General features: G+C 65.6%; 20 protein-coding genes and 2 pseudogenes. 10 read left to right on the top strand and 12 right to left on the bottom strand.

Features of this window, described 5'->3' with window-relative positions; genetic code table 11:
* Positions 1–138 precede the first annotated feature (138 nt).
* Positions 139–945 (top strand): uracil-DNA glycosylase, encoded by an 807-nt coding sequence (locus AYJ54_RS34640; RefSeq protein WP_063706248.1) that lies wholly within the window; start codon positions 139–141, stop codon positions 943–945.
* A gap of 133 nt (positions 946–1,078) precedes the next feature.
* On the opposite strand, the gene AYJ54_RS34635 is transcribed toward AYJ54_RS34640, so the two are convergent.
* The 5 genes and pseudogenes from AYJ54_RS34635 to AYJ54_RS34620 form a co-directional block, all read right to left on the bottom strand.
* Positions 1,079–2,587, bottom strand: a complete 1,509-nt coding sequence (locus AYJ54_RS34635) for a glycosyltransferase family 39 protein (RefSeq protein ID WP_063706247.1) — start codon at positions 2,585–2,587, stop codon at positions 1,079–1,081.
* 200 nt (positions 2,588–2,787) lie between these two features.
* Positions 2,788–3,144: pseudogene (locus AYJ54_RS53025) on the bottom strand (ribonuclease H family protein); the annotation flags it as partial.
* Position 3,145: 1 nt separating this feature from the next.
* Positions 3,146–3,668 (bottom strand): ribonuclease HII (locus tag AYJ54_RS53020; RefSeq protein WP_245329204.1); only part of this gene is annotated, 523 nt, incomplete at its 3' end.
* 85 nt (positions 3,669–3,753) lie between these two features.
* A complete protein-coding gene (locus AYJ54_RS34625) occupies positions 3,754–4,209 on the bottom strand; it encodes a VOC family protein (RefSeq protein ID WP_063706245.1) in 456 nt (151 codons plus the stop codon).
* Between the two features lie 24 nt (positions 4,210–4,233).
* Entirely contained in the window at positions 4,234–5,310 is a 1,077-nt protein-coding gene (locus AYJ54_RS34620; RefSeq protein WP_245329206.1) for a PA0069 family radical SAM protein, read from the bottom strand.
* A gap of 290 nt (positions 5,311–5,600) precedes the next feature.
* Between AYJ54_RS34620 and AYJ54_RS34615 the strand changes: the two genes are divergently transcribed.
* Both AYJ54_RS34615 and AYJ54_RS34610 read left to right on the top strand, forming a co-directional pair.
* On the top strand, positions 5,601–8,015 hold the full coding sequence (locus AYJ54_RS34615; protein ID WP_063706243.1) for a phosphoketolase family protein: 2,415 nt from the start codon (positions 5,601–5,603) through the stop codon (positions 8,013–8,015).
* Positions 8,016–8,024: 9 nt separating this feature from the next.
* Entirely contained in the window at positions 8,025–9,203 is a 1,179-nt protein-coding gene (locus AYJ54_RS34610) for an acetate/propionate family kinase (RefSeq protein ID WP_063706241.1), read from the top strand.
* Here the strand turns inward: AYJ54_RS34610 and AYJ54_RS34605 are convergent.
* Complete coding sequence (locus tag AYJ54_RS34605; protein WP_063706239.1) at positions 9,197–10,036, bottom strand: RMD1 family protein; 840 nt, start codon at positions 10,034–10,036, stop codon at positions 9,197–9,199. The genes AYJ54_RS34610 and AYJ54_RS34605 overlap by 7 nt on opposite strands.
* Positions 10,033–10,218, bottom strand: coding sequence for an MJ0042-type zinc finger domain-containing protein (locus AYJ54_RS48190; protein WP_082905997.1), 186 nt, complete (start codon positions 10,216–10,218; stop codon positions 10,033–10,035). The genes AYJ54_RS34605 and AYJ54_RS48190 overlap by 4 nt, the downstream gene beginning before the upstream one ends.
* Positions 10,219–10,522: 304 nt before the next feature.
* Between AYJ54_RS48190 and AYJ54_RS34600 the strand changes: the two genes are divergently transcribed.
* Together AYJ54_RS34600 and AYJ54_RS34595 are read left to right on the top strand one after the other, a co-directional pair.
* Positions 10,523–11,098, top strand: a complete 576-nt coding sequence (locus AYJ54_RS34600; RefSeq protein WP_063706237.1) for a glycosyltransferase family protein — start codon at positions 10,523–10,525, stop codon at positions 11,096–11,098.
* 62 nt (positions 11,099–11,160) lie between these two features.
* Entirely contained in the window at positions 11,161–12,111 is a 951-nt protein-coding gene (locus tag AYJ54_RS34595; protein ID WP_063706235.1) for a bifunctional helix-turn-helix transcriptional regulator/GNAT family N-acetyltransferase, read from the top strand.
* Between the two features lie 206 nt (positions 12,112–12,317).
* On the opposite strand, the gene moaB is transcribed toward AYJ54_RS34595, so the two are convergent.
* On the bottom strand, positions 12,318–12,881 hold the full coding sequence (gene moaB, locus AYJ54_RS34590; RefSeq protein WP_063706233.1) for a molybdenum cofactor biosynthesis protein B: 564 nt from the start codon (positions 12,879–12,881) through the stop codon (positions 12,318–12,320).
* Positions 12,882–13,071: 190 nt separating this feature from the next.
* Entirely contained in the window at positions 13,072–14,016 is a 945-nt protein-coding gene (gene ypfJ / locus AYJ54_RS34585) for a KPN_02809 family neutral zinc metallopeptidase (RefSeq protein WP_063706232.1), read from the bottom strand.
* 405 nt (positions 14,017–14,421) lie between these two features.
* Between ypfJ and AYJ54_RS34580 the strand changes: the two genes are divergently transcribed.
* From AYJ54_RS34580 to AYJ54_RS34570, 3 genes are all read left to right on the top strand, one after another.
* Positions 14,422–15,552 carry a site-specific DNA-methyltransferase gene (locus AYJ54_RS34580; RefSeq protein WP_063706230.1) on the top strand — a complete coding sequence of 377 codons (1,131 nt, stop codon included), beginning with the start codon at positions 14,422–14,424 and terminating at the stop codon, positions 15,550–15,552.
* Positions 15,553–15,746: 194 nt separating this feature from the next.
* On the top strand, positions 15,747–16,073 hold the full coding sequence (locus AYJ54_RS34575; protein WP_063706228.1) for a hypothetical protein: 327 nt from the start codon (positions 15,747–15,749) through the stop codon (positions 16,071–16,073).
* Positions 16,074–16,204: 131 nt separating this feature from the next.
* Positions 16,205–16,885, top strand: coding sequence for a glutathione S-transferase family protein (locus AYJ54_RS34570; RefSeq protein WP_063706226.1), 681 nt, complete (start codon positions 16,205–16,207; stop codon positions 16,883–16,885).
* A gap of 252 nt (positions 16,886–17,137) precedes the next feature.
* Here AYJ54_RS34570 and AYJ54_RS34565 read toward each other — a convergent pair whose 3' ends face one another.
* The 3 genes from AYJ54_RS34565 to AYJ54_RS34555 all read right to left on the bottom strand — a co-directional run bounded on the left by AYJ54_RS34565 (position 17,138) and on the right by AYJ54_RS34555 (position 20,159).
* A complete protein-coding gene (locus AYJ54_RS34565; protein ID WP_063706224.1) occupies positions 17,138–19,147 on the bottom strand; it encodes a HAMP domain-containing methyl-accepting chemotaxis protein in 2,010 nt (669 codons plus the stop codon).
* Between the two features lie 347 nt (positions 19,148–19,494).
* The gene (locus AYJ54_RS34560) at positions 19,495–19,626 is read right to left on the bottom strand and encodes a YjiS-like domain-containing protein (protein WP_245329205.1); all 132 of its coding nucleotides are present in this window, start codon (positions 19,624–19,626) and stop codon (positions 19,495–19,497) included.
* Positions 19,627–19,715: 89 nt separating this feature from the next.
* Complete coding sequence (locus tag AYJ54_RS34555; RefSeq protein WP_063706220.1) at positions 19,716–20,159, bottom strand: nuclear transport factor 2 family protein; 444 nt, start codon at positions 20,157–20,159, stop codon at positions 19,716–19,718.
* Positions 20,160–20,250: 91 nt separating this feature from the next.
* Between AYJ54_RS34555 and AYJ54_RS34550 the strand changes: the two genes are divergently transcribed.
* Positions 20,251–21,174 carry a LysR family transcriptional regulator gene (locus AYJ54_RS34550; RefSeq protein WP_063706294.1) on the top strand — a complete coding sequence of 308 codons (924 nt, stop codon included), beginning with the start codon at positions 20,251–20,253 and terminating at the stop codon, positions 21,172–21,174.
* Between the two features lie 204 nt (positions 21,175–21,378).
* Positions 21,379–21,567: pseudogene (locus AYJ54_RS48185) on the top strand (IS110 family transposase); the annotation flags it as partial.

The raw sequence follows: 21,567 nt of genomic DNA, 5'->3' as shown, positions 1-21,567 counted from the left end.
AGGTGGCCCAAACGGGACCTCCCCGGTTGTGGTACGCAAGAACCGGGGAAGTCCCGATCTTTTTTGACGCGTTTTCTTCACGCGAACCGGTGTCCACTTCGCTCGAAAACGATATGCTATAAAAGTCAGACTTTCCAAATGATCCCCGAACCCACACCCACCGTCCGCGAGCTACTGGCCTTCTATCTGGAGGCCGGTGTCGACTGCGCGCTCGCGGAGGAACCGATCGACCGGCTGGCCGAGGTCGACGCCCCGCCACCGGCCCCACGCATGGCACCGCCCGTCGAAGCGCCGCGGCCGGTCGCCGCGCCGGCGGTCATGCGGGGCGAGGCCGCGCCTGCACCCGACGTTGCGATTGCTTCGGCGCGCGAGGCCGCGCGCACCGCGCCGACGCTGGAGGGGCTGCGCGAGCTGATGCAAAGCTTTGAGGGCTGTGCGCTCAAGCACACCGCGACAAGGCTGGTCTTCGCCGACGGCAATCCGCAGGCGCGCATCATGTTCGTCGGCGAGGCGCCCGGGCGCGATGAAGACATCGAAGGGCTGCCCTTCGTCGGACGAAGCGGAAAACTGCTCGACCGCATGATCGGCGCGATCGGGCTCGACCGCAGCAAGGCCTACATCGCCAACGTCATCCCGTGGCGGCCGCCCGGCAACCGCACACCGACGCCGCAGGAAACGCAGATCTGCCTGCCCTTCATCCAGCGCCAGATCGAGCTCGTGAATCCCGACGTGCTGGTGACGCTGGGCAATCCATCGACGCAGACGCTGCTGTCGACGCGCGAAGGCATCATGCGCACCCGCGGGCGCTGGTTCGACTACGACACGGGTGCGCGCACGATCCGCGCGCTGCCGACCTTCCACCCGGCCTATCTGTTGCGCTCGCCATCCTACAAGCGGCTGGCCTGGCAGGATCTGCGCACGATCGCGAAGGTGCTGGCGGGCTAATCCTCTCGTGTCCCGGACGTGATGCAGCGCGTAAGCGCTGCGTCGCAGAGCCGGGACCCATGCGTTCGCGGAAAGATGGGCCCCGGCTCAGCAGCGCAGCATTTCATTCCGCGCTGCGTCCGGGGCACGAGAGCTACGTCCCCTTCGGCCGCACGATGGCCCAGCCGATGCGGAGGAGTTGCTGGCGTCCGGTCACCAGCCATTCGAAGGCGCGCGGCACCTCGGGCACGATGCCGGGAAAGCGCTTGAGGATGTCGGGCGGCGGCGTGCCGGCAGTGTCGGAGGCGCGCCAGACCACGACGCCGCCGGTCTCGCTGAATTTCGCCGATATCATCCACGGCGTCCGCGCGGGATCGGCATCGATGAAGAGATGCGGCCGGCCGGAATGCAGCGCGATCAGGCTCGCAAGCTGCGTCTCGCCGGCGACCGCGCGCAGGCGATGGTTGGTGCGCCGGGCAAAGCTCTCGTCGAAGAAGTCGGAGATCGCACGCGCCGGCATCGAGGTCGCGATCTCGCCGGTGCCGGTCCAGGGCATGGCCAGGACCGCCAGCACAACGCCCGCCGCCGGCGCCACGACGGCTGCGGCCCACACCCTGCGCAGCATCCGTGCGCGCCGCATCGCGATCAGGTCGCCGGCCGTCACGACCACGGCAAGGCCCGCCATCACCAGCACGACGCCGGCGCCGCCGAGGACGCCGTCGAGGCCGAACAAGCTCGAGATCAGAACCGCACCGAGGGCGGGCGCGAGCGCGAAGAAGTAGACGAAGTTGCGCGCCAGCGGCGCGACCGGCGGCCGGTAGATGATCGGCGGCTCCTCGGTCCTGCCGGCGAACCAGCCGGTGTTGAGGAAGCTCAAGGCCAGGATCGCCGCCGCGCCGAGCACCAGCCCGCCGAGCAGCCAGGCCGCATTCAGCGCACGCGCGTTCAGTTCCGCGACTTGCGGCAGGGGCGGCAGGATGAACGTCTCGGCACGCATCAGCCAGACGGCATAGGGGAGCGCCAACACGGCGACGACGACGAGCGCAAACAGCGGATCGAGCGCGCGCAGCGTCTTGCGGCCGCCGGCGGTGGAAACCGCGAAGATGACGAGCAGCGAGAGGAGAAAGATCGCCGCGGGCGTGGTCAGCAGCAACAGCCCCGCCTCGATCGACCAGGCGAACCAGGCATTGCCGCGGCGCTGGCCGATGATCTGCCAGGAATGCAGCAGAAGCAGCGTCCAGAGCGGCCGCGCCAGCACAAGCGGACCGAAATCGAGCGCGGACGAGGAGAAGGCAAGCACCGTCATGGTCAGCAGCACGGCGAGCACCGCCTGCTGGCTGCCGACCACGGCGCGCGCCAGATGATAGAGCGCGATGAAGGTCGCGATCTCGCAGAGCTCGGCGAGGACGTAGACGCCGAACATGTGATTGCCGGCGGCGCGATAGGCAATGTCGGCAAGCCAGATCGGCAGCGGCGGGCCGAGGTCGGTGCCGACCCGATATTCACGGCCGAAGGCAAGCAGGGTTGCGAGGCTGCCGGGCGGGCTGCGGTAGAACACGAGCGCCACGAACAGCCACATCGCGGCTTGCATCAGCACCACGATCCAAACGATCAGCCGCGGCCGGGCGCGAATGAGCTCGATGACCAGGGAGGTAAACCGCATGCAGCGTCCGAAAGATGCAGCCAACCCGTCCAAGCCGGCCCTATTCGCTCTGACTTGATTTGATAAAGCGCGCTGCGCGTCGTGGCAACGACAGTCTGCTCCCTCTCCCCGTTCTTACGGGGAGTGAGGCGCGTATGCTCACGCGCAACAGTCTCTCCCCACAGGGCGGGGAGAGACGAAGAAGGAACGCGGCGAGCGTGCTAGATATTCGCCGAGGCGTCGATCTCGATTCCGGCGTCCACCTGCACTTCGACCTCCGTCACAGAGAACAAATCCCGCACCGGCTCAACAGTCCAGGGCATGTGCTTGGCGCGGGCGGCGACGACGGGGGCGAAGAAGCTGCGGTGGTGGATGGAGGGGCCGAGGCGGTCGAGAGCCTCGAGGTGCTCCGGAACGGCGTAGCCCTTGTGCTGCTCAAAACCGTAGCCCGGACAGTCCTGCGCCAGCGCGCACATCAGCCGGTCCCGCGTCACCTTGGCGACGATCGAGGCCGCGGCGATCGACAGGACGAGGCCGTCGCCGCCGATCACCGCCTCGCAGTCGCAAGCCGTGTCGAGNGCCGGTCGCGACCGTCGACGAAGACATGACGGGGCGCCTCGGGCAGCGCGTCCACCGCCCGCTTCAGCGCCCACAGCGAGGCGCGCAGGATGTTGTCACGGTCGATGCGGGAGGGTGATGCGACGGCAACCGAGACCTGCGCGGTCGCGCAGATCTTGTCGAACAGTCTTTCGCGCTCTTCCGCCGTCAGCCGCTTGGAATCGTCGATGCCGCGCGGAATGCGGTTGGGGTCGAGGATCACCGCGGCCGCCACCACGGGGCCGGCGAGCGGCCCGCGGCCGGCCTCATCGCAGCCCGCCACCGGCCAGACGCCGCGCTTGATCAGCGCCCGCTCGCGGCGAAAGCTCGGCGGGGCGACGGCGATGACGCCGCTTTTGGTCTCGCTCTTAGCGGCCTCGACCTTGCCGGCCTCAGCTGAAGCTTTGCCAGCCGACGTCTTCGCGTTTTGAGGTGCAGCCTTCCTGGCGGCATCCTTCTTTGGCGCGTCCTTGGCCGGCTTGCTGGCGGATTTGTCCCGAATCATGGCCGGGATCGTGCGCAAGCTGTCCGGCCCACGCAACAGGGAACCCCGGGTAATTCCCGTTATTCAAGTGGGCAAGTGGGCCGCCTCACTCCGCCAGGTGCACCCGCCGGTCGTCGCCGACCTCAATGCCGGGCGCGACCACCACCTCCCAGGGATGACCGTCGGGATCGGTAAAATAACCTGAGTAACCGCCATAATCGGTCTCGTGCGCGGCCTTCAGCAAGCCGGCTCCCTCACCGACGGCGAACTCCAGCACCGCGTCAACTTCCTCGCGCGTCCGGCAGTTCCAGGCGAGCGTCATGCCGCGGAAGGTCGATGGCCTCGGCTTGTCCGCGAGGTTGGCGTCCGCCGCGAGTTGGTCCCAGGGAAACAGTGCGAGTACCGGGCCGCCAGTGTCGAAGAAGGCGACAGCCTCGCCTGTCGCCTTCAGCCTGCGCGCAAAGCCCAGCGCCGTGTAGAAAGCGATGCTGGCGCGGATGTCGCTCACGCCCAGCGTGATGACGGTGAGCCGCGGCACCGGGGCCGGCAATTCTCTACTCATGTTACGCCTCATTCGCTTCGCCGCTTAAAACAGGCTGAGCTGCTCGCCGGTCTGCTTCGGCTTCGCAAAATGATCCGTCGTCAGCTTCGAACGCCGCTTGTTGAGCCCGAGCTTGTCGCAGGCGATCTCGAAGCGGCGGCCGATGGTCCAGGCCATCGGGCCGGTGCCCTTCATCCGCTCGCCCCATTTCGAGTCGTAGTCGCGACCGCCGCGCATGTCGCGGATCAGGGTGAAGACGTGGCGATAGCGGTCCGGATAGTTGGCCATCAGCCACTCGCGGAAGAGATCGCGCACCTCGAGCGGCAGCCGGAGCAGCACGTAGGATGCTTCCTTGACGCCGGCATGGGCGGCAGCATCGAGAATGCGCTCGATCTCGGAATCGTTCAGCGCGGGGATCACGGGCGCGACCATGACGGTGGTCGGAATGCCGGCGTCTGACAACTGCTTCAGCGCCTCCAGTCGCTTCGGCGGCGTGGACGCGCGCGGCTCCATGGTGCGCGCGAGCTTCGGATCGAGCGTCGTGACGGATATCGCCACCTTGGCGAGATTGCGCCTTGCCATGCGCGAGAGAATGTCGATGTCGCGCACCGCCAGCGCCGACTTGGTGACGATGCCGACGGGATGGCCGGCGCGCTCCAGCACCTCGAGGATGCCCCGCATGATTTTGCGCTCGCGCTCGATCGGCTGATAGGGATCGGTGTTGGTGCCGATCGCGATCATCCGCGGCTCGTAGCCGGGCGCGGCGAGCTCCTTCTCCAGCAGCGACGGCGCCTCGGGCTTGGCGAACAGCTTTGATTCAAAGTCGAGCCCCGGCGACAGGCCAAGATAGGCGTGGGTCGGCCGCGCGAAGCAATAGACGCAGCCGTGCTCGCAGCCGCGATAGGGATTGATCGAGCGGTCGAAGCCGATATCGGGAGAATCGTTGCGGGTTATCACCTTGCGCGAGGTGTCGACCGCGACGGTGGTCTTGAATGGCGGCAGGTCTTCCAGACTCTGCCAGCCGTCATCGAAGGCGACGCGTGCCTCGGCCTCATAGCGGCCGCTGGCGTTGGACTGCGCGCCCCGCCCTCGCCTGCGCTGGCGGTCGATGGCGACCGCCAGCTCAGGGAAAGCGGAAGGCGCACCCNNGAGGGCGCCGTGACCGGCGGGTGCTTGAGAGCATGAGAGGATGCTGGACTCATGAAGCCAAGATAGCACGGCAAAGGAACAAATCAAGAACAAGAACGAAAAACTGAAAAACAACCCCATGCAAAGTAGCTGCCCAAACTTCGGGCGCACTCCTTTGACCTCACGCAACACTGGCGCCCCCGCCATCCCGTTTGATGCCGGCCAGGGATCGATCGTCGCGGAACACGGTTGGTGACGATCGTCGCGTGAAGGGTCGGCAGAACATGACAAATAAACAACAGGCGAGCGCCGCGGCCGGCGACCTCGATCTCCTCGATCGCTACTGGCGCGCCGCAAACTACTTATCGGTCGGGCAAATCTATCTTTTGGACAATCCGCTACTGCGCGAGCCGTTGCGGCCCGAGCACATCAAGCCGCGCCTGCTCGGCCATTGGGGCACGACGCCGGGGCTCAACTTCATCTACGCCCATCTCAACCGCGTCATCCGCGCGCTCGACCTCGACGTCCTCTATGTCTGCGGTCCCGGCCATGGCGGCCCGGGCATGGTCGCCAACACGTATCTCGAAGGCAGCTACAGCGAGATCTATCCAAATGTCGGGCGCGACGCGGACGGATTGCGCAAGCTTTTCCGGCAGTTCTCCTTCCCCGGTGGCATTCCGAGCCACGCCGCGCCGGAAACGCCGGGCTCGATCCACGAAGGCGGCGAGCTCGGCTACGCACTGGTGCACGCGTATGGAGCGGCGTTCGACAATCCGGACCTGATCGTCGCCTGCGTCATCGGCGACGGCGAAGCCGAGACCGGCCCGCTCGCGGCGTCCTGGCAGTCCAACAAGTTCTTGAATCCCGTGCATGACGGCGCGGTGCTGCCGATCCTGCATCTTAACGGCTACAAGATCGCCAACCCGACCGTGCTCGGGCGGATGCGCGACGACGAGATCCGGGAGCTGTTCCGTGGCTACGGCCACGAGCCGCTGTTCGTCGAGGGCGACGATCCCAAACTGATGCACCGAACCATGGCGGATGCGCTCGACGTCGCGCTCGCCAGCATCCGCTCGATCCAGCAGCATGCGCGAGACGGGCGCAAGACGGTCGAGCGGCCGCGCTGGCCGATGATCGTGCTGCGCAGCCCGAAGGGCTGGACCGGGCCCAAGGAGGTCGACGGCCTCAAGGTCGAAGGCTTTTGGCGCGCGCATCAGGTGCCGGTTGCCAGTTGCCGGGAAAATCCGGCGCATCTGAAAGTGCTCGAAGACTGGATGCGCAGCTACGAGCCGGAAAAGTTGTTCGACACCAACGGCGCGCTCATCCCAGAGCTCCAGACGCTCGCGCCCGACGGCGACCGTCGCATGGGCGCCAATCCGCACGCCAATGGCGGCTTGTTGAAGAAGGAGCTGAAGCTGCCGGACTACCGCAGCTTCGCGGTCGAGCTGCAGCGGCCCCGCGGCGTGGCGGCGGAGGCGACACGGGAGCTCGGAAAATTCCTGCGCGACGTCGTCCGCCTCAATGCGGAGGCGCGCAACTTCCGCATCATGGGGCCGGACGAGACCGCCTCAAACCGGCTCGACGCGGTGTTCGAGGCCACCGAGCGGGTGTGGATGGAGACAACCGAGCCCTACGACGTACACCTCGCGCAGGACGGCCGCGTCATGGAGGTCCTGAGCGAGCATCTCTGCCAGGGCTGGCTCGAAGGCTACCTCCTCACCGGGCGCCACGGTTTCTTCTCCTGCTACGAGGCCTTCATCCACATCGTGGATTCCATGTTCAACCAGCACGCCAAATGGCTGAAGGTCTCGCGCGACCTGGCGTGGCGGCGCCCGATCGCCTCCCTCAACTACCTCCTGACCTCGCATGTCTGGCGCCAGGACCATAACGGCTTCAGCCATCAGGACCCCGGCTTCGTCGATCTCGTCACCAACAAGAAGGCCGACATCGTCCGCGTCTATTTCCCGCCGGATGCCAACACGTTGCTGTGGATCGCCGATCACTGCCTGCGCACCTATGACCGCATCAACGTGATCGTCGCCGGCAAGCAGCCGGCGCCACAATGGCTGTCGATGCAAGAGGCCGCCACTCATTGCGATGCCGGCATCGGCATCTGGACATGGGCAGGGACGGAAGATGCGGCCAGCGAGCCCGACGTGGTGATGTCCTGCGCCGGCGATGTGCCGACGCTGGAGACGCTCGCCGCCGTCGACCTGCTGCGCAAGGCGCTGCCGGATTTGAAAATCCGCGTCGTCAACGTCGTCGACCTGATGACGCTGCAACCGAAGGAGCAGCATCCGCATGGCCTGTCCGATCGCGACTTCGACAGCCTGTTCACGCGCGACAAGCCGGTGATCTTCGCCTATCACGGCTATCCCCATCTGATCCATCGCCTGACCTATAGCCGCACCAACCATGCCGGCATGCATGTACGCGGCTTCGCCGAGGAAGGCACCACGACGACGCCGTTCGACATGGTCGTCCTCAACGGGCTCGACCGCTATCACCTCGCGATCGAGGCGATCGAGCGCGTGCCTGGGCTCGCGACCAAAGCCGCGCATGTGAAGCAGCAATTCCGCGACGCGCTGATCAGGCATTCGCGCTATGTGCGCGAGCATGGCGAGGACATGCCGGAGATCCGCGACTGGGTCTGGCCGGGCAGCGCGGGCGGCAAGACGCCTGCAGAAGCCGGCGATTGACGTCAAGCCATGTCGGAAACAGCTCTCGTCCTCAATGCCGGCTCATCGAGCATCAAGTTCGGCCTGTTCGAGATGTCGGCGGCCGCGCCCGTCCTGCTCTGCAAGGGCGCACTCGACGAGCACGAGGCAAGGCCCCGGCTGGTCGTGAAAGGCCCCGCGGGCGAAGATCTGTTCGAGAAGCAGAGGGCGGATACAGACGACGATCATCTGTTCGCCGACGTACTGACCTTCGTCGACGAGTCCTTTGGCGATCGTCACCTGCGCTGCATCGGACACCGCATCGTCCACGGTGGCCCCGACTATTCAGGCCCGGTCGAGGTGACGGAAGATGTCTACGCGAAGCTGGACGCGCTGACGCCGCTCGCGCCGCTGCATCAGCCGCGGTGCCTGGCGCCGGTCCGCGCCGTCAGCGCGATACGGCCCGAGCTGACGCAGATCGCCTGTTTCGATACCGCCTTTCACCACAGCCTCGCGCCGCCCGCGAGCCGCTTCGCCATTCCGAGGCGCTATGACGAGCGCGGCGTCCGGCGCTATGGCTTCCACGGTCTCTCCTTCGAATATGTCGCGGGGCGTCTCGCCGGGATCGCGCCGCATCTTGTCGCGGGGCGCACCGTCATCGCGCATCTCGGCAACGGCGCGAGCCTTTGCGCGCTCCGCAACAATCGCAGCCTCGACACCACGATGGGACTGACGCCGCTCGACGGGCTGGTGATGGGCACGCGCTGCGGCACCATCGACCCGGGCGTCCTGCTCTATCTGCAACAGCACGAGAGGATGTCCGCCGAGGATGTCCAGCACCTGCTCTATCAGGAGTCCGGCCTGCTCGGCGTCTCCGGCATCTCCGCGGACATGCGCACGCTGCTCGCAAGCGGCGAGGCCGCGGCGCGGGAGGCGATCGATCTCTTCACCATCCGCGTCGCGCAGCAGGTCGCGGCAATGGCGAGCACGCTCCAGGGGCTGGACTGCCTGGTCTTCACCGGCGGCATCGGCGAGCATGCCAAGGAGATCCGCAGCGAGATTTGTGCGCGGCTCGCCTGGCTCGGCGTGCGCATCGATCCCGTCGCGAATGACAAGGCACATGAGGCTATCCGCGGCCGCGACAGTGCCGTCGACGTCTTCATCATCCCGACCAACGAGGAACTGACCATCGCGCAACATTGCGCGGCGGTGCTGCAACGAGCTCAGTGAATCCCGGACAGGATCTGGATGCAGCCGATCACGACCTCGATCACGATCAGCACCACCACCGCCACTTCGAGGCGCAGCGAACGCTGGGTGTCGATGATGTCGGTCAGCGCATTGGCAGTCGTCGACACGGCCGTGAGCTTGCGTTCGAGCGTGTCGAGGCGCTCCTTCAGCTCGTATTCGTCTTCGAGACGGGCATAGAGCCGGTCGAGCTCCGGCTTCTCCCAGAGCACGTCGGGTTTCTCGGCAACGGCGACGCGACCGGCCACGCGCTGCTGGACGAGAAGCGCATTGCCGATCAGTTGCAACATGCCCTTGCGCTGGCGCGGCGTGCGGCCCTGCTCGGCAAGCTTGCGCGCGAAGGGCTCGATCACATCAAAGACCGCAGCGACGCGACGCTCGTCGCGCGCCAGCGACGTGCTCTTGGCCAGCGCGTCCGCAATCAGGAGCAGCCGGTCGTCGGAGAATTTTGCCAGGCAGATCGGCCCGCCCGGCTGGATCGCCTCGGCGTTTTCGTCGTGGCAGAGCTGCGCCTGCGCGGTCTCCTCCTCATATGGGCTGAACTCGCCGGTCACCCGCGGCTTCAGGCGGTCGATCAGGACCTTCTCCTCCGAAGGGAGGAGACCGATCAACACCACCACGCCGTAACGAAAGATCACAGCAAGGCCGGCATGAACGCGGAAGGCGGCGGGCATCGAGGAAACGATCGGGCCGATCTCGAGGCCTGAGGCGTTGATGCGGTCGCCCAGCATCAGCGCGCGGATCCGCAAGGTCGGCGCGGCGTCCTGCTTCGACGATGTTGCAGCCGTGCCAATGGTGAGTTGATCGGCGTTCACGCGAGTATCCTGCTCGGGGCCACGGTGAGGCGATAGGCAACCGCGTGAGAACCGTCACGGACCTCCAGCACCTCATTACAGATGGTGCAGCGGAATTCACCGCGTTCGCCGGCGAGGGATGATAGCGTAATCCGGCGGAAACCGGCTCCACATTTAGGACAGGTGATGTCGCCTTTTTCCATGGTTGCACGCCCTCCTGTCTGAACGACCGATCCGACAACTCGTCTTGCGGAAAAGTGATCGGCCAATGCTCGACAATCGCGACGGCGATATCCGGTTTCCTACGGTGATCGCACCCATTTTGCCGAAACATTCGGCAATATTACCATCCCGCACACGACACATTTGGATGCGATGAGCCCGGGCAGTTTACCATCGGGCACCGAGCCTCCCACCGGAAAGTTGCGCTCGGCATCGCGCCATGTTTATGACAACATCACAACAAGGCACGCTTCTCCCGAAATTTGAGACACTGAAGCCTCGATCATGCTGAGCGTCATCATCCCGACCGAAGGCGTCGAACAGACGGCGGTCGCAACTCTGGCCGCGTTGGTACCAGGCGCCGCTGCGGGCATCATTCGGGAGGTTCTCCTGGTCGACGGGACCCGCAACGGCGTCATCGAACGCGTTGCCGACGTCGCAGGCTGCCGTTTCATCGGTTTCGAAGGATCCTCGCAGGGCGCGGCGCTTGCCGCCGGTGCGCTCCAGGCCCGCTCGCCCTGGCTGATGTTCCTGCCCGCCGGCGCCGTGCTCGAGACCGGTTGGATCGAGGAGACCACCCAGTTCATCCAGACCGTCTCGGCCAGCGGCCGCGACCGGGCGGCGGTGTTCCGCTACGCGCGCTCGCCCTACTCCGATACCGGCTTGCGCGACGTCCTCCGCTCCGTGGTGCGAAGGCTCCTCGGCCCACTCGGCGATCAGGGACTTTTGATCGCGCGCGATCATTACGACCGGATCGGAGGCTATCCGCCCCACGCCCGCCGGTCCGAGGCCCGGTTGCTGCGGCGGCTCGGCCGCTCCTCCCGGACGCTGCTCCGCAGCCGGATCGTCATGGTCGGGTGAGCCTCGAAGATGCTTGCCAAAGTCAAATAATTAATTGACAATGGCAAGTATCGAGGTGGCCCATGACCGCAAGCCCGACGCAATCGACCGCACTGGTCTCCGACGACGAGGTCCAGGCTGTTCGCGCCTTCAACCGCTTCTACACGCACAAGCTCGGCGTGCTCGACCAGCAGCTTCTGAAGAGCCCGTTCTCGCTGAGCGAGGCGCGCGTGCTCTACGAGCTCGCCCATGGCGGCGAGCAACCGGCCAAGGAGATCGGCGGCGCGCTCGGGCTCGATCCCGGCTATCTCAGCCGCATCGTGCAGAGTTTTGACGAGAGTGGCCTGATCGTGCGCAAGCCGCTCCCCAGCGACCGCCGGCAGTACCAGCTCAGCCTGACCGCAAAGGGCCGCCAGGCCTTCGCCAGGCTCGAGCGGCTGACGCAGGAGGACGTCGCCGCGATGCTGCGCCCCCTGTCGGGCGAGGATCGCCGACGGCTGACCGGCGCAATGGAGACGATCGAGCGGCTGCTCGGCCTGCCGCGCACGCCGCCGCCGCGCGCGATCCTGCGCGAGCCCCGTCCCGGCGACATGGGCTGGGTGGTGCAGAGCCACGGCGCGCTCTATGCCAGCGAATACGGCTTCGATTCCGGGTTCGAGGCGCTGGTGGCCGAGATCGTCGCCAAATACATGACGTCCTACGACGCCTCGCGCGAGCGCTGCTGGATCGCCGACATCGAGGGCCGCCCGGTCGGCTCGGTGTTTCTGGTGAAGGCGAGCGACGACGTCGCCAAGCTGCGCCTGCTCCTGCTCGATCCCGCCGCGCGCGGCCAGGGTCTCGGCCAGCGCCTCGTCGCCGAATGCGTCTCCTTCGCGCGCGCATGCGGCTATCGCCGGATGACGCTGTGGACGCAGAGCATCCTGGTCGCCGCGCGGAAAATCTACCAGGACGCCGGCTTCGAGCTGGTCGCCACCGAGCCGCATCGCAGCTTTGGGCAGAACCTGACCGGCGAGACCTGGGAGCGGGATCTCTAACAATCTCGCAAGAGGCGAGATGCGTGTGATTGTGCCCCTCTCCCCTTGTGGAAGAGGGCAGCTCCGCTCGCAGACACGGGCTCATTCGGGTGAGGGGTCTCTCTCCACACTGACCGTGCCGAGAGAGACCCCTCACCCGGCTTCGCGTTCCGCGAAGCCACCCTCTCCCACAAGGGGAGAGGGTGAAGCATCAGCTGTGATTACAATTACACCGTCGCGCCTTGCGCCTTCGGTCTTCGCAGGTGCTCGTCGAGACGCGGCATGATCTCGACGAAATTGCAGGGACGGGTGCGGTAGTCGAGCTGGCTCGCAAGGATGCCGTCCCAGCCGTCGCGGCAGGCGCCGGGGGAGCCGGGCAGGCAGAAGATGTAGGTCGCGCCCGCGACGCCGGCAGTGGCGCGGCTCTGGATCGTCGACGTGCCGATCTTGGCGTGGCTCATCATGTGGAACGCGATCGAGAAGCCGTCCATGCGCTTCTCGAACAGCGGCTCGATCGCCTCCGGCGTGACGTCGCGTCCCGTAAAACCGGTGCCGCCGGTGGTGATGACAACGTCGACGCCGCTATCCGCGATCCAGCGGCGGATCACGGCGCGGATCGCCTCGATGTCGTCGGTGACGATCTCGCGCGCGGCGAGATGATGGCCGACCGCGGTGATCCGGTCGGCCAGCGTCTGGCCCGACTTGTCGTCGGCAAGCGATCGCGTGTCCGAGACCGTCAGCACCGCGATGTTGAGCGGGATGAATTGCTTTGACTCGTCGATGGACGCCATCGCGCTTTCCTCTTGTGTCCCGGACGCGGTGCAGCGCCATAAGCGCGTTCACGCGCGTCTTCGACGCGCTATGGATGCGCCGCAGAGCCGGGACCCACTTCTGAGACCTGTGAGTGCCCGGCATTGTGGGCCCCGGATCAGCAGCGCAGCATTTCATGCCGCGCAGCGTCCGGAGCACGAGCTCTCCCGCTTACAGCGACCCGTTGTTGCCGAACGTGTTGCAGGACTGCACCGTGCCTTGCTGATATCCGGTCATGAACCATCGCTTGCGCTGCTCGGCCGAGCCGTGGGTGAAGGAATCAGGTACGACGCGTCCCGTGGCCTGGCGCTGCAGCGTGTCGTCGCCGATCGCGCTCGCCGTGGTCAGCGCCGCGTCGATGTCGCCCGGTTCCAGGAAGTTCGGACGCTTCTTCGCCTCGCGGTTGACCCAGACGCCGGACAGGCAGTCCGCCTGGAGCTCCACCTTCACCTGCAATGCATTGGCCTCCGCCTTGCTGCCGACCTGCTGCTGAAGCCGCGTCACGCGCGGAATGATGCCAAGCAGGTTCTGGATGTGATGGCCGGCCTCATGCGCGATGATGTAGGCGGTGGTGAAATTGCACGCCGACTTGCCGGAGCAGCCGCGGAAGCGCGTCTCGACCTCGCGGAAGAACGAGGTGTCGAGGAAGATCGTGCGATCCGGCGGGCAGTAGAACGGGCCCATCGCCGACTGCGCCATGCCACAGCGGCCGCCATTGGTGGCGTTGCGGAACAGCACGATCTTCGGACCTGTGTAGGACTGGCCGCTGGCCTGAAAAATCTCGCTCCAGCGATCGTCGATCTCGCCGAGGATGCCGGAGATCATACTGCCCATCTCGTCGGTCGGAGCACCGCGCTTGGCGGAGGTCGACTGGCGATCGGTCTGGTAGGTCGGTGCCTGATTGCCGCCGGTGAGGATCTCGGCGCCGCCGATCAGGATGCGGGGATCGATGCCGAAGGCGTAGCCGATCAGGCCGAGCACGATGATGGTGCCGATGCCGAGCCCGCCGCCGCCCATCGGCAGGCCGAACCCGCCGCCTCCGCCGCCGCCAAACCCACCACCTTCGTCGCGACGATCCTCGATGTCGTCGCTGCGGCGGAAGTCATCGTAACGCATGGCGGCCTTCCCTTGGGGTCCTTGATGGCATTTCGTGGGCACGCAAAAGCGCGAAAGCTCAACGCGCCACATACGTAAAATTTCCGTTGCGTTAATCAATATCCCGCTCGGCAAAAATTGCCTAGTGCGGTAGCATGCCCGTGCCAGCAATTTTTTCCGACCCTCGTGCAATTTTTTCCGAGGGAAATTTGCAGCCGGCGCGGCTCCCGCAAGGCGAGCAGATGCGAAATATACCGCAAAACACAGCGAATGCGCACAACACGCTGCGCGCGGCGCGCGATGCAGCGCCTGCTCACAAGAGCAGCGGATTAAGTCGATTTTTACTTTGCGCCGTCAATGTAACGGCCAGTCGGTTGTTTGGTCCCGCGTCGCCGACAGCGTCGCCTGAGTCAGAGTCCTTGAGTCATGGTTGTGTCGCGTCGCGGGGCGTCTGCAAGGGCGCCCCGCACAAATTTTGAGTCCGCTTCGCACAGCATCATCGTCGGCGATTGCGTCGCCGAGATGTCGAAGCTTCAGGCTGGCACCGTCGATCTGGTGTTCGCCGATCCTCCGTACAATCTTCAGCTCAAGGGCGATCTCAAGCGTCCCGACGAGTCCCATGTCGACGCCGTCGACGACGCCTGGGACAAGTTCGAGTCGTTCTCCGCCTATGACGATTTCACCCGCGCCTGGCTGCTCGCCTGCCGCCGCGTGATGAAGCCGTCGGCGACGATCTGGGTGATCGGTTCCTATCACAACATCTTCCGCGTCGGCGCGATCATGCAGGACCTCGGCTTCTGGCTCCTGAACGACATCGTCTGGCGCAAATCCAACCCGATGCCGAATTTCCGCGGCCGTCGTTTCACCAACGCGCACGAGACCATGATCTGGGCCGCGCGTGACGAGAAGGCCAAGGGCTACACGTTCAACTATGAAACGCTGAAGGCGGCCAATGAGGACGTGCAGGCGCGTTCCGACTGGCTGATTCCACTCTGCACCGGCGAGGAGCGCCTCAAGGGCGCCGACGGCAAGAAGGTTCACCCGACGCAGAAGCCGGAAGGCCTGCTCGCGCGCGTGCTGCTATCGTCGTCAAAACCCGGCGATCTCGTGATCGATCCCTTCAACGGCACCGGCACCACAGGCGCGGTCGCCAAGCGTCTCGGCCGCTCCTATATCGGCTTCGAGCGCGACAAGGTCTATGCCAAGGCCGCCGAAGCCCGCATCGCCGCGGTCGAACCGCTGCCGGAGGAGAGCCTCGCCCCGTTCATGACCGCGCGCGAGGCGCCGCGGGTCGCGTTCTCCGAGCTGATCGAGCGCGGCATGATCATGCCCGGCACAAAACTGTTCGACGCCAAGAAGAAGCTCGGCGCCCTCGTCCGCGCCGACGGCGCCATCATGCTCGGCGACAAGGTCGGCTCGATCCATCGCATCGGCGCCGTGGCGCAGGGCTCGGCCGCCTGCAACGGCTGGACCTATTGGCACGTCGAGACCAAGAAGGGCCTCAAGCTGATCGACGAGCTGCGCGCCGAGATCCGCGCCGGCATGGCGGCGGAGTAGTCTTCCTCGCCATCGTCATTCCGGGGCGCGAGCCCAGCGAGCGAACCCGGAATCCATCGGGCCGCGGGACAAGCGGCGCAATGGATTCCGGACTCGCGCCAAGAGGCGCGCCCCGGAATGACAAGGGTGGTTGAACGGCGCCGCCGCCAGGACTAGGATCACGCCATCAGTTCTCGTCTTGATCGGTCGATCCCGTGCGACGTCAGTCCGAGAGTTTGCTGTTTCTGCCGCTGCTGCCGATCTTCCTCGCCGGCATGTTTCCGATGCTGTTGATCGGGCTTCTGGGATTTTTCGGCCTCGCCCTGTTCGGTGTGCTGCTGATCTGCGCCGGGCTCGCCTGCGGCAATGAAGCCCACGACACCTTCCATCACGACGTCATCGTTCACGGCTACGCGCGGGGACCGGAGCGCGCCGCGCAAGCCTCCAGCATGCATGCGGCGACGCGGCTGGGGCTGCGGATGGAGGCGATAGGCGCTGCCATGGTCATCGCAGCGGTGATCGGCTTCTTCTACGCTGGCTGATCTGCGCTGTGCGCAGATACCGCCCGGCAAACTCGCCGGTTGTGCCGTCAGGCGCGGTTCGGGCAAGAGAGGGCCGCCCGCGGCAATGACGTTGCATTCGCTCTCGGCAACAGACACTGGAGAGACATCTGATGCTCAAATTCTACTTCAACGGATCGCCGAACCCGACCAAGGTCGCGCTGTTTCTGGAGGAATCCGGGCTGCCCTTCGAGCCGGTGGCGATCGACACCCGCAAGGGCGAGCAGTTCACGCCGGAATTCCTGAAGATCAATCCGAACGCCAAGGTGCCGGCAATCGACGACAATGGCACGATCGTGTTCGACTCGAACGCCATCCTGCTCTATCTCGCCGAGAAGACCGGCAAATTCCTGCCCGCTCCCGCCGTGCGCGGCCAGACGCTGTCATGGCTGATGTTCATCGCCACCGGCCTCGGCCCCTTTTCGGGGCAGGCGGTGCATTTCAAGCACTTCTCGCCCAAGGACCAGGACTACGCGCATAACCGCTACCAGTTCGAAGGCCACCGCCACTACCAGGTCCTCGACGATCACCTCGCCGGGAACCGCTACATGGTCGGCGACAGCTACTCCATTGTCGACATGGCGCTGTGGGGCTGGGCGCGCATGGCCGCCTTCGTGCTCGGCGAGGATGCCCCTAGCAAGTACCCGAACGTCAAGCGGCTGGTCGACGAGATCTCGGCGCGCCCCGCGGCTGCGCGCGCGATCGCGCTGAAGGACAAGTTCACCTTCAAGGCCGAGATGGACGACGAGGCCCGCCGCAACATGTTCAAGCACATGACGACCAAGGTGGCCTGAGCGCCACCGCATCGCCCTGCCGGTCCACGCGCGCGCGTGGACCTATGATTAGCGGCCGCAAAGCAGGTGCGCTCCCTCTCCCGCTTGCGGGGGAGGGCTGGGGTGGGGGTCTCGCCGCAATCGAGACTCCCAATGTGGAGAGAGCCCCCACCCGGCGCTTCGCGCCGACCTCCGCAAGCGGGAGAGGTTGAGCGAGCCCGTGGCTCGATCGATTCAATCTAGATCCATCCCGCTCTAAGGCGTTCGCGCCGGTCAGGCGGCGTGGACCGAGCTCAGGAACTTGCTGACCTCGAGCTTCAGACGGTTGCTGTCGGCCGACAGCGAGCGGGCCGCCGACAGCACCTGCGAGGAGGCCGAGCCGGTCTCGGAGGCGCCGCGCTGCACGTCGCCGATATTGGTCGACACCCGCTGCGTGCCATGAGCGGCCTGCTGGACGTTGCGGGAGATCTCCTGCGTGGCGGCGCCCTGCTCTTCCACCGCGGCGGCGACCGTCGACGATATCTCCGACAGCCGTTCGATGGTGCCGCTGATCTCCCTGATCGCGCCGACCGATTGCTCGGTGGCGGCCTGGATGCTCGAAATCTGCTGGCCGATCTCGCCGGTCGCCTTCGCAGTTTGTTCCGCGAGCGCCTTGACCTCGGAGGCGACCACGGCAAAGCCGCGCCCCGCCTCGCCCGCACGCGCCGCCTCGATGGTGGCGTTCAGCGCCAGGAGGTTGGTCTGGCCGGCGATCGTGCTGATGAGCTCGACCACGTCGCCGATGCGCGCCGCCGCCTTGGAGAGCTCGCTGACCCGTTCGTTGGTCTTACCGGCCTGAGCCACCGCTTCGTTGGCGATGCGGGCGGATTCCTGCACCTGGCGCGCGATCTCGCTGACCGAGGAGGAAAGCTCTTCGGTGGCGGACGCGACTGCTTGTACGTTGGCGGTCGCTTCTTGCGACGCGGAGGCTACTTCGGTCGACAGATCCTGGGCGCGCGTCGCGGTCGCGGTCAGCGTGCCGGCGGAGGCCTCCAGCTCGCCCGATGCCGACGACACGGTGTCGACGATCTCGCCCACCGCCTGCTCGAACTGGTCGGCGAGCCTGACCATGTCGGCCTTGCGGCTCTCCGCCTGCCGCGCCTCGAGCTCTGTCTGCTCCGCGCGCAGGCGCTCGGTGTCGACCATGTTGTCCTTGAACACCTGGATCGCCTTGGCCATGTCGCCGATCTCGTCGGCCTTGCCGCGCCCGGGGATCTCGGCCTCGAGATCGCCGCCGGCAAGGGCGCCCATCGCGCGCGTCATCGAGGTCAACGGCCCAACGATGCTGCGGGCGATCAGGACGGCGACGATCAATCCAAACAGGACGGCAAGGCCGCCGGCGATCTCCTGGACGGATGTGGTGCCGGCGATCACGGTTTCGGCGGTGGTGCGCGAAGCCTGGTAGTCCTTCTTCAAGGCGGTTTCCGCGACCTTGAGCTTGGCGATGCTGTCGACGATGAGGGGAGCGAGGTTCTTGTGGTAGATCTCGTCGGCCTGGAGCATCGCGGCGGACGTCGTCTCGAATGCGGACTTGTAGATTCCGAGCGAGGTCTTCACCGGCGCGAGCACGGCTCGCAATTCCGCCGCCTGCGGGCTCTTTTCGATCGCTGCGAGCCGTTGCACGGCCCTGTCCGCATTGGTCCTGAAATTCGCAGGCCCCTTGGTGTCGCGCAGGGCCAGGAAACGCCAGTTTGCGATCTGAACGAGAAGGAGCCTGGATTCGAGGTCCGCGACCAGGGCCGCGGTGTCTTCATCGGCGGATGCGCGCGCCGCATCGACCAGCTTGCCCATCTTGACGGTCAGCTCGTCGCCGCTCGGCAGCAGTGTCGCCTTTCCGGTCCTCGCCTCATTGACGGCGTCCCCGAGATTGTCGCGCAGGCTGCGCATTTTCGCGATATCGTCGATGAGACCATTGTAAAGCTTTCGCCGCTCCTCCGAGAGTGTTCCCTTGGCCCCGACCTGCAACAGCTCCGTCGCCGCGGCTTCCCGTTCCGAAGCCTCCTTCATCGCAGGCTCACTGGCGTCGTAGATGTATCGCAGATTGGCCCGCTGGATCGCCTGGAGATGGGTCGATATCTCCAGCACCCGTGCGGTACTGTCCGACAGTGCGGACTGTCTTCCGACCTGGTCCTGGACCGCCCACAGATTCCAGACCGCCGTCATGGCCATGGCCACTCCAACCGCGACGAGGGCCGTAAACCCGGCATAGAGACGGCCCCTGATCCGCAAACGAAAGTTCGGCATTCCCACTGTCCACCCAGAGCATGTGAATTCGAGCGGCCGAACGTCCGGCGATCGTCACTGGCCACCCTGGCAGCCGCGCGTCGCGTCTGGCGACTCACGCTGCACCGCGACACAATGGGGGACACTTGTTAATTGAACCTTCTAGTCCTTCGCGCGCATGCGCGAAGCATCGCACAGGGCCTGCTGATTTTATCGGCAGTTGCGCAAGGCTTTGGCACGAATCCGGCACGGCATGCAGATCGCGGCACGAGATGCCTGGATGGATGTTCGTCAGGCCGCCGCCTGCGTCATTTTGCCAAGCGTATTCTCGAATAGAACGGGAGAGGGCGCCGGACCCCTCCCGGTCACTATTTCCGCCGGACGAGCTTCTTCAGCTCGTACGCAATCTCCGAGCGGGTCATCCCGCAATCCAGGAGCTCCCGCTCGCTCATCGCGGTGAGCTGGCAGCGTATCCGAGCGCGCTCTCGCCGGACCCGCACGATCTCCACCAGCTTTCGCCAGACCGACACGACAATCCTCGATAGACGCGGACGGCACTCGTCGGCAGACCAGTTCGGATTCAACCCCGTCAGCCCGCGGCCCTCACGGGCGTTTGCGGAAACGGGCCGAGCGCCTTCTCAGTGAGGACGGAGTCGCAATACTCCCGGATCTCCTTGATCTTGCCGTCCTCGAGACGAAACACCAGGCAGTAGTCGTTGTCGTAGCGCACGCCCTCGGGCGTGACGTTGTCGCCCTTGGCTTCCACCACGACGATGTCGCCGTCGGCGATGAAGCGGTGGGCGACGGTGCGCGTCCGGTCGCGCAGGCGGGTGCGCACATAGCCGTGCAAATCGTTGAGGATCGCCTCCTTGCCGGTGAAGGTGCGCGACCAGGAATACTGGCCGGTCACGACCCATCTGGCATCATCGGCAAGGCTTGCGGTGAACAGGGCCCGATCGCGCGCGGCCGGATCGGGGTTGGCGGCGGCGGCGAAAATGTCCTGCATCAGTTTCTTGTTGGCGCTCGCGCTCATGGCGGCATCTCCGTGTGGTGACATCGCGGAGATCATCGTCGGGCAAGGCGCATTCTTCAAATCGATGGAGAATATGATATCTATTCGTTTCATGAATTTGAATTCCCTTGACCTCAATCTGCTGACCGCACTCGACGCGCTGCTGCGCGAGGCCAGTGTCAGCCGCGCCGCACTTAGGATCGGGCTGTCGCAGCCGGCGGCGAGCCATGCCCTGCAACGCCTGCGCGACATTTTCGGCGACCCGCTGCTGGTGCGCACCGGCGCGCGCATGGAGCTGACGCCGCGGGCACAGGCGCTGCGCGCGCCGCTGGCACAGGCGCTCGACCAGGTGCGCGGACTGTTCGTGCCGGAGGAATTCGACGCCGCACGCAGCGAGCGGCAATTCCGCCTGATGATGCCGGATCTCGCGGTCGAGCTCCTGATGCCGCCCTTGATGGAGAAGGTGACCCGGGCGGCGCCCAATGTCCGCATCGACGTGGTGCCGTGGCGGGGATCCGCGATCTTCCACGCCGAATTCGCCCGCACCATCGATCTCGTGATCTCGATCGGCAACGCCTTCAAGAGCTTTCACCGGCAATTGCTCTACACCGACAGCGATGCGCTCGCGGTGCGACGCGGCCATCCCATGGGCGCGAAGCTGAAGCGGCGCGAGACGTTCCTCGCCGCACGCCATGTCGGCGTGATCATCCGCGGCCAGGCCGAGGATCTGATCGACACCTGGCTGCGCGCCAAGGGCATCGAGCGGCACATCACGCTGGTGGTGTCAGGCTATCTCGAAGCCCTGCACGTCGCCGCCCGCACCGACCTCGTCGCGTTCGTGCCGCGCCGGCTGATCGCGGCGCTGTCGAAGCAGCTCGGCCTCGTCGCGGTGACACCGCCGCTCGATCCGGGCATCGACGAGCAGTTCATGTTCTATCCGACCCGCGCGCAGATGGATCCCGGCTCGATCTGGCTGAGGCGGCTGATGCTGGAGACGGGACGGGAGTTGGAGATGAAAAAGCGGCGCGGTGTGTAGGAAGCGCCTCTGCAATCTCGGTGTCGTCCCGGACAAGCGAAGCGCAGATCCGGGACCCATAACCCCAGGGAGAAGTTTTGGCGAGAGATATCAACCACGATCTCGCCTCACCAACATCGGCTTGTGGTTGATGGTGTGGACGGCCCCCTACGGCATCAGTGTGCCAGAATGAGGTTGTCGAAATCTCAGACAAGGGAGCCGTCCGTGAGCCAGATTATCCGCATTGGGATGGATACGTCGAAGTATATTTTTCAACTGCATGGCGTTGACGCGTCGGAACGCGTGGTGCTTCGCAAGCGGCTGAGCCGCAAGGCGATGCTGGCGTTTTTTGCCAAGCTGCCGCCGACGGTGGTGGCGATCGAGGCCTGTGGGGCCGCCCACCACCTGGCGCGA

This window comes from Bradyrhizobium centrolobii (assembly GCF_001641635.1).
GTDB lineage: Bacteria > Pseudomonadota > Alphaproteobacteria > Rhizobiales > Xanthobacteraceae > Bradyrhizobium > Bradyrhizobium centrolobii.
The sequence above is the reverse complement of the archived record's forward strand: the minus strand, read 5'-3'. Positions and strand labels throughout refer to the sequence as shown.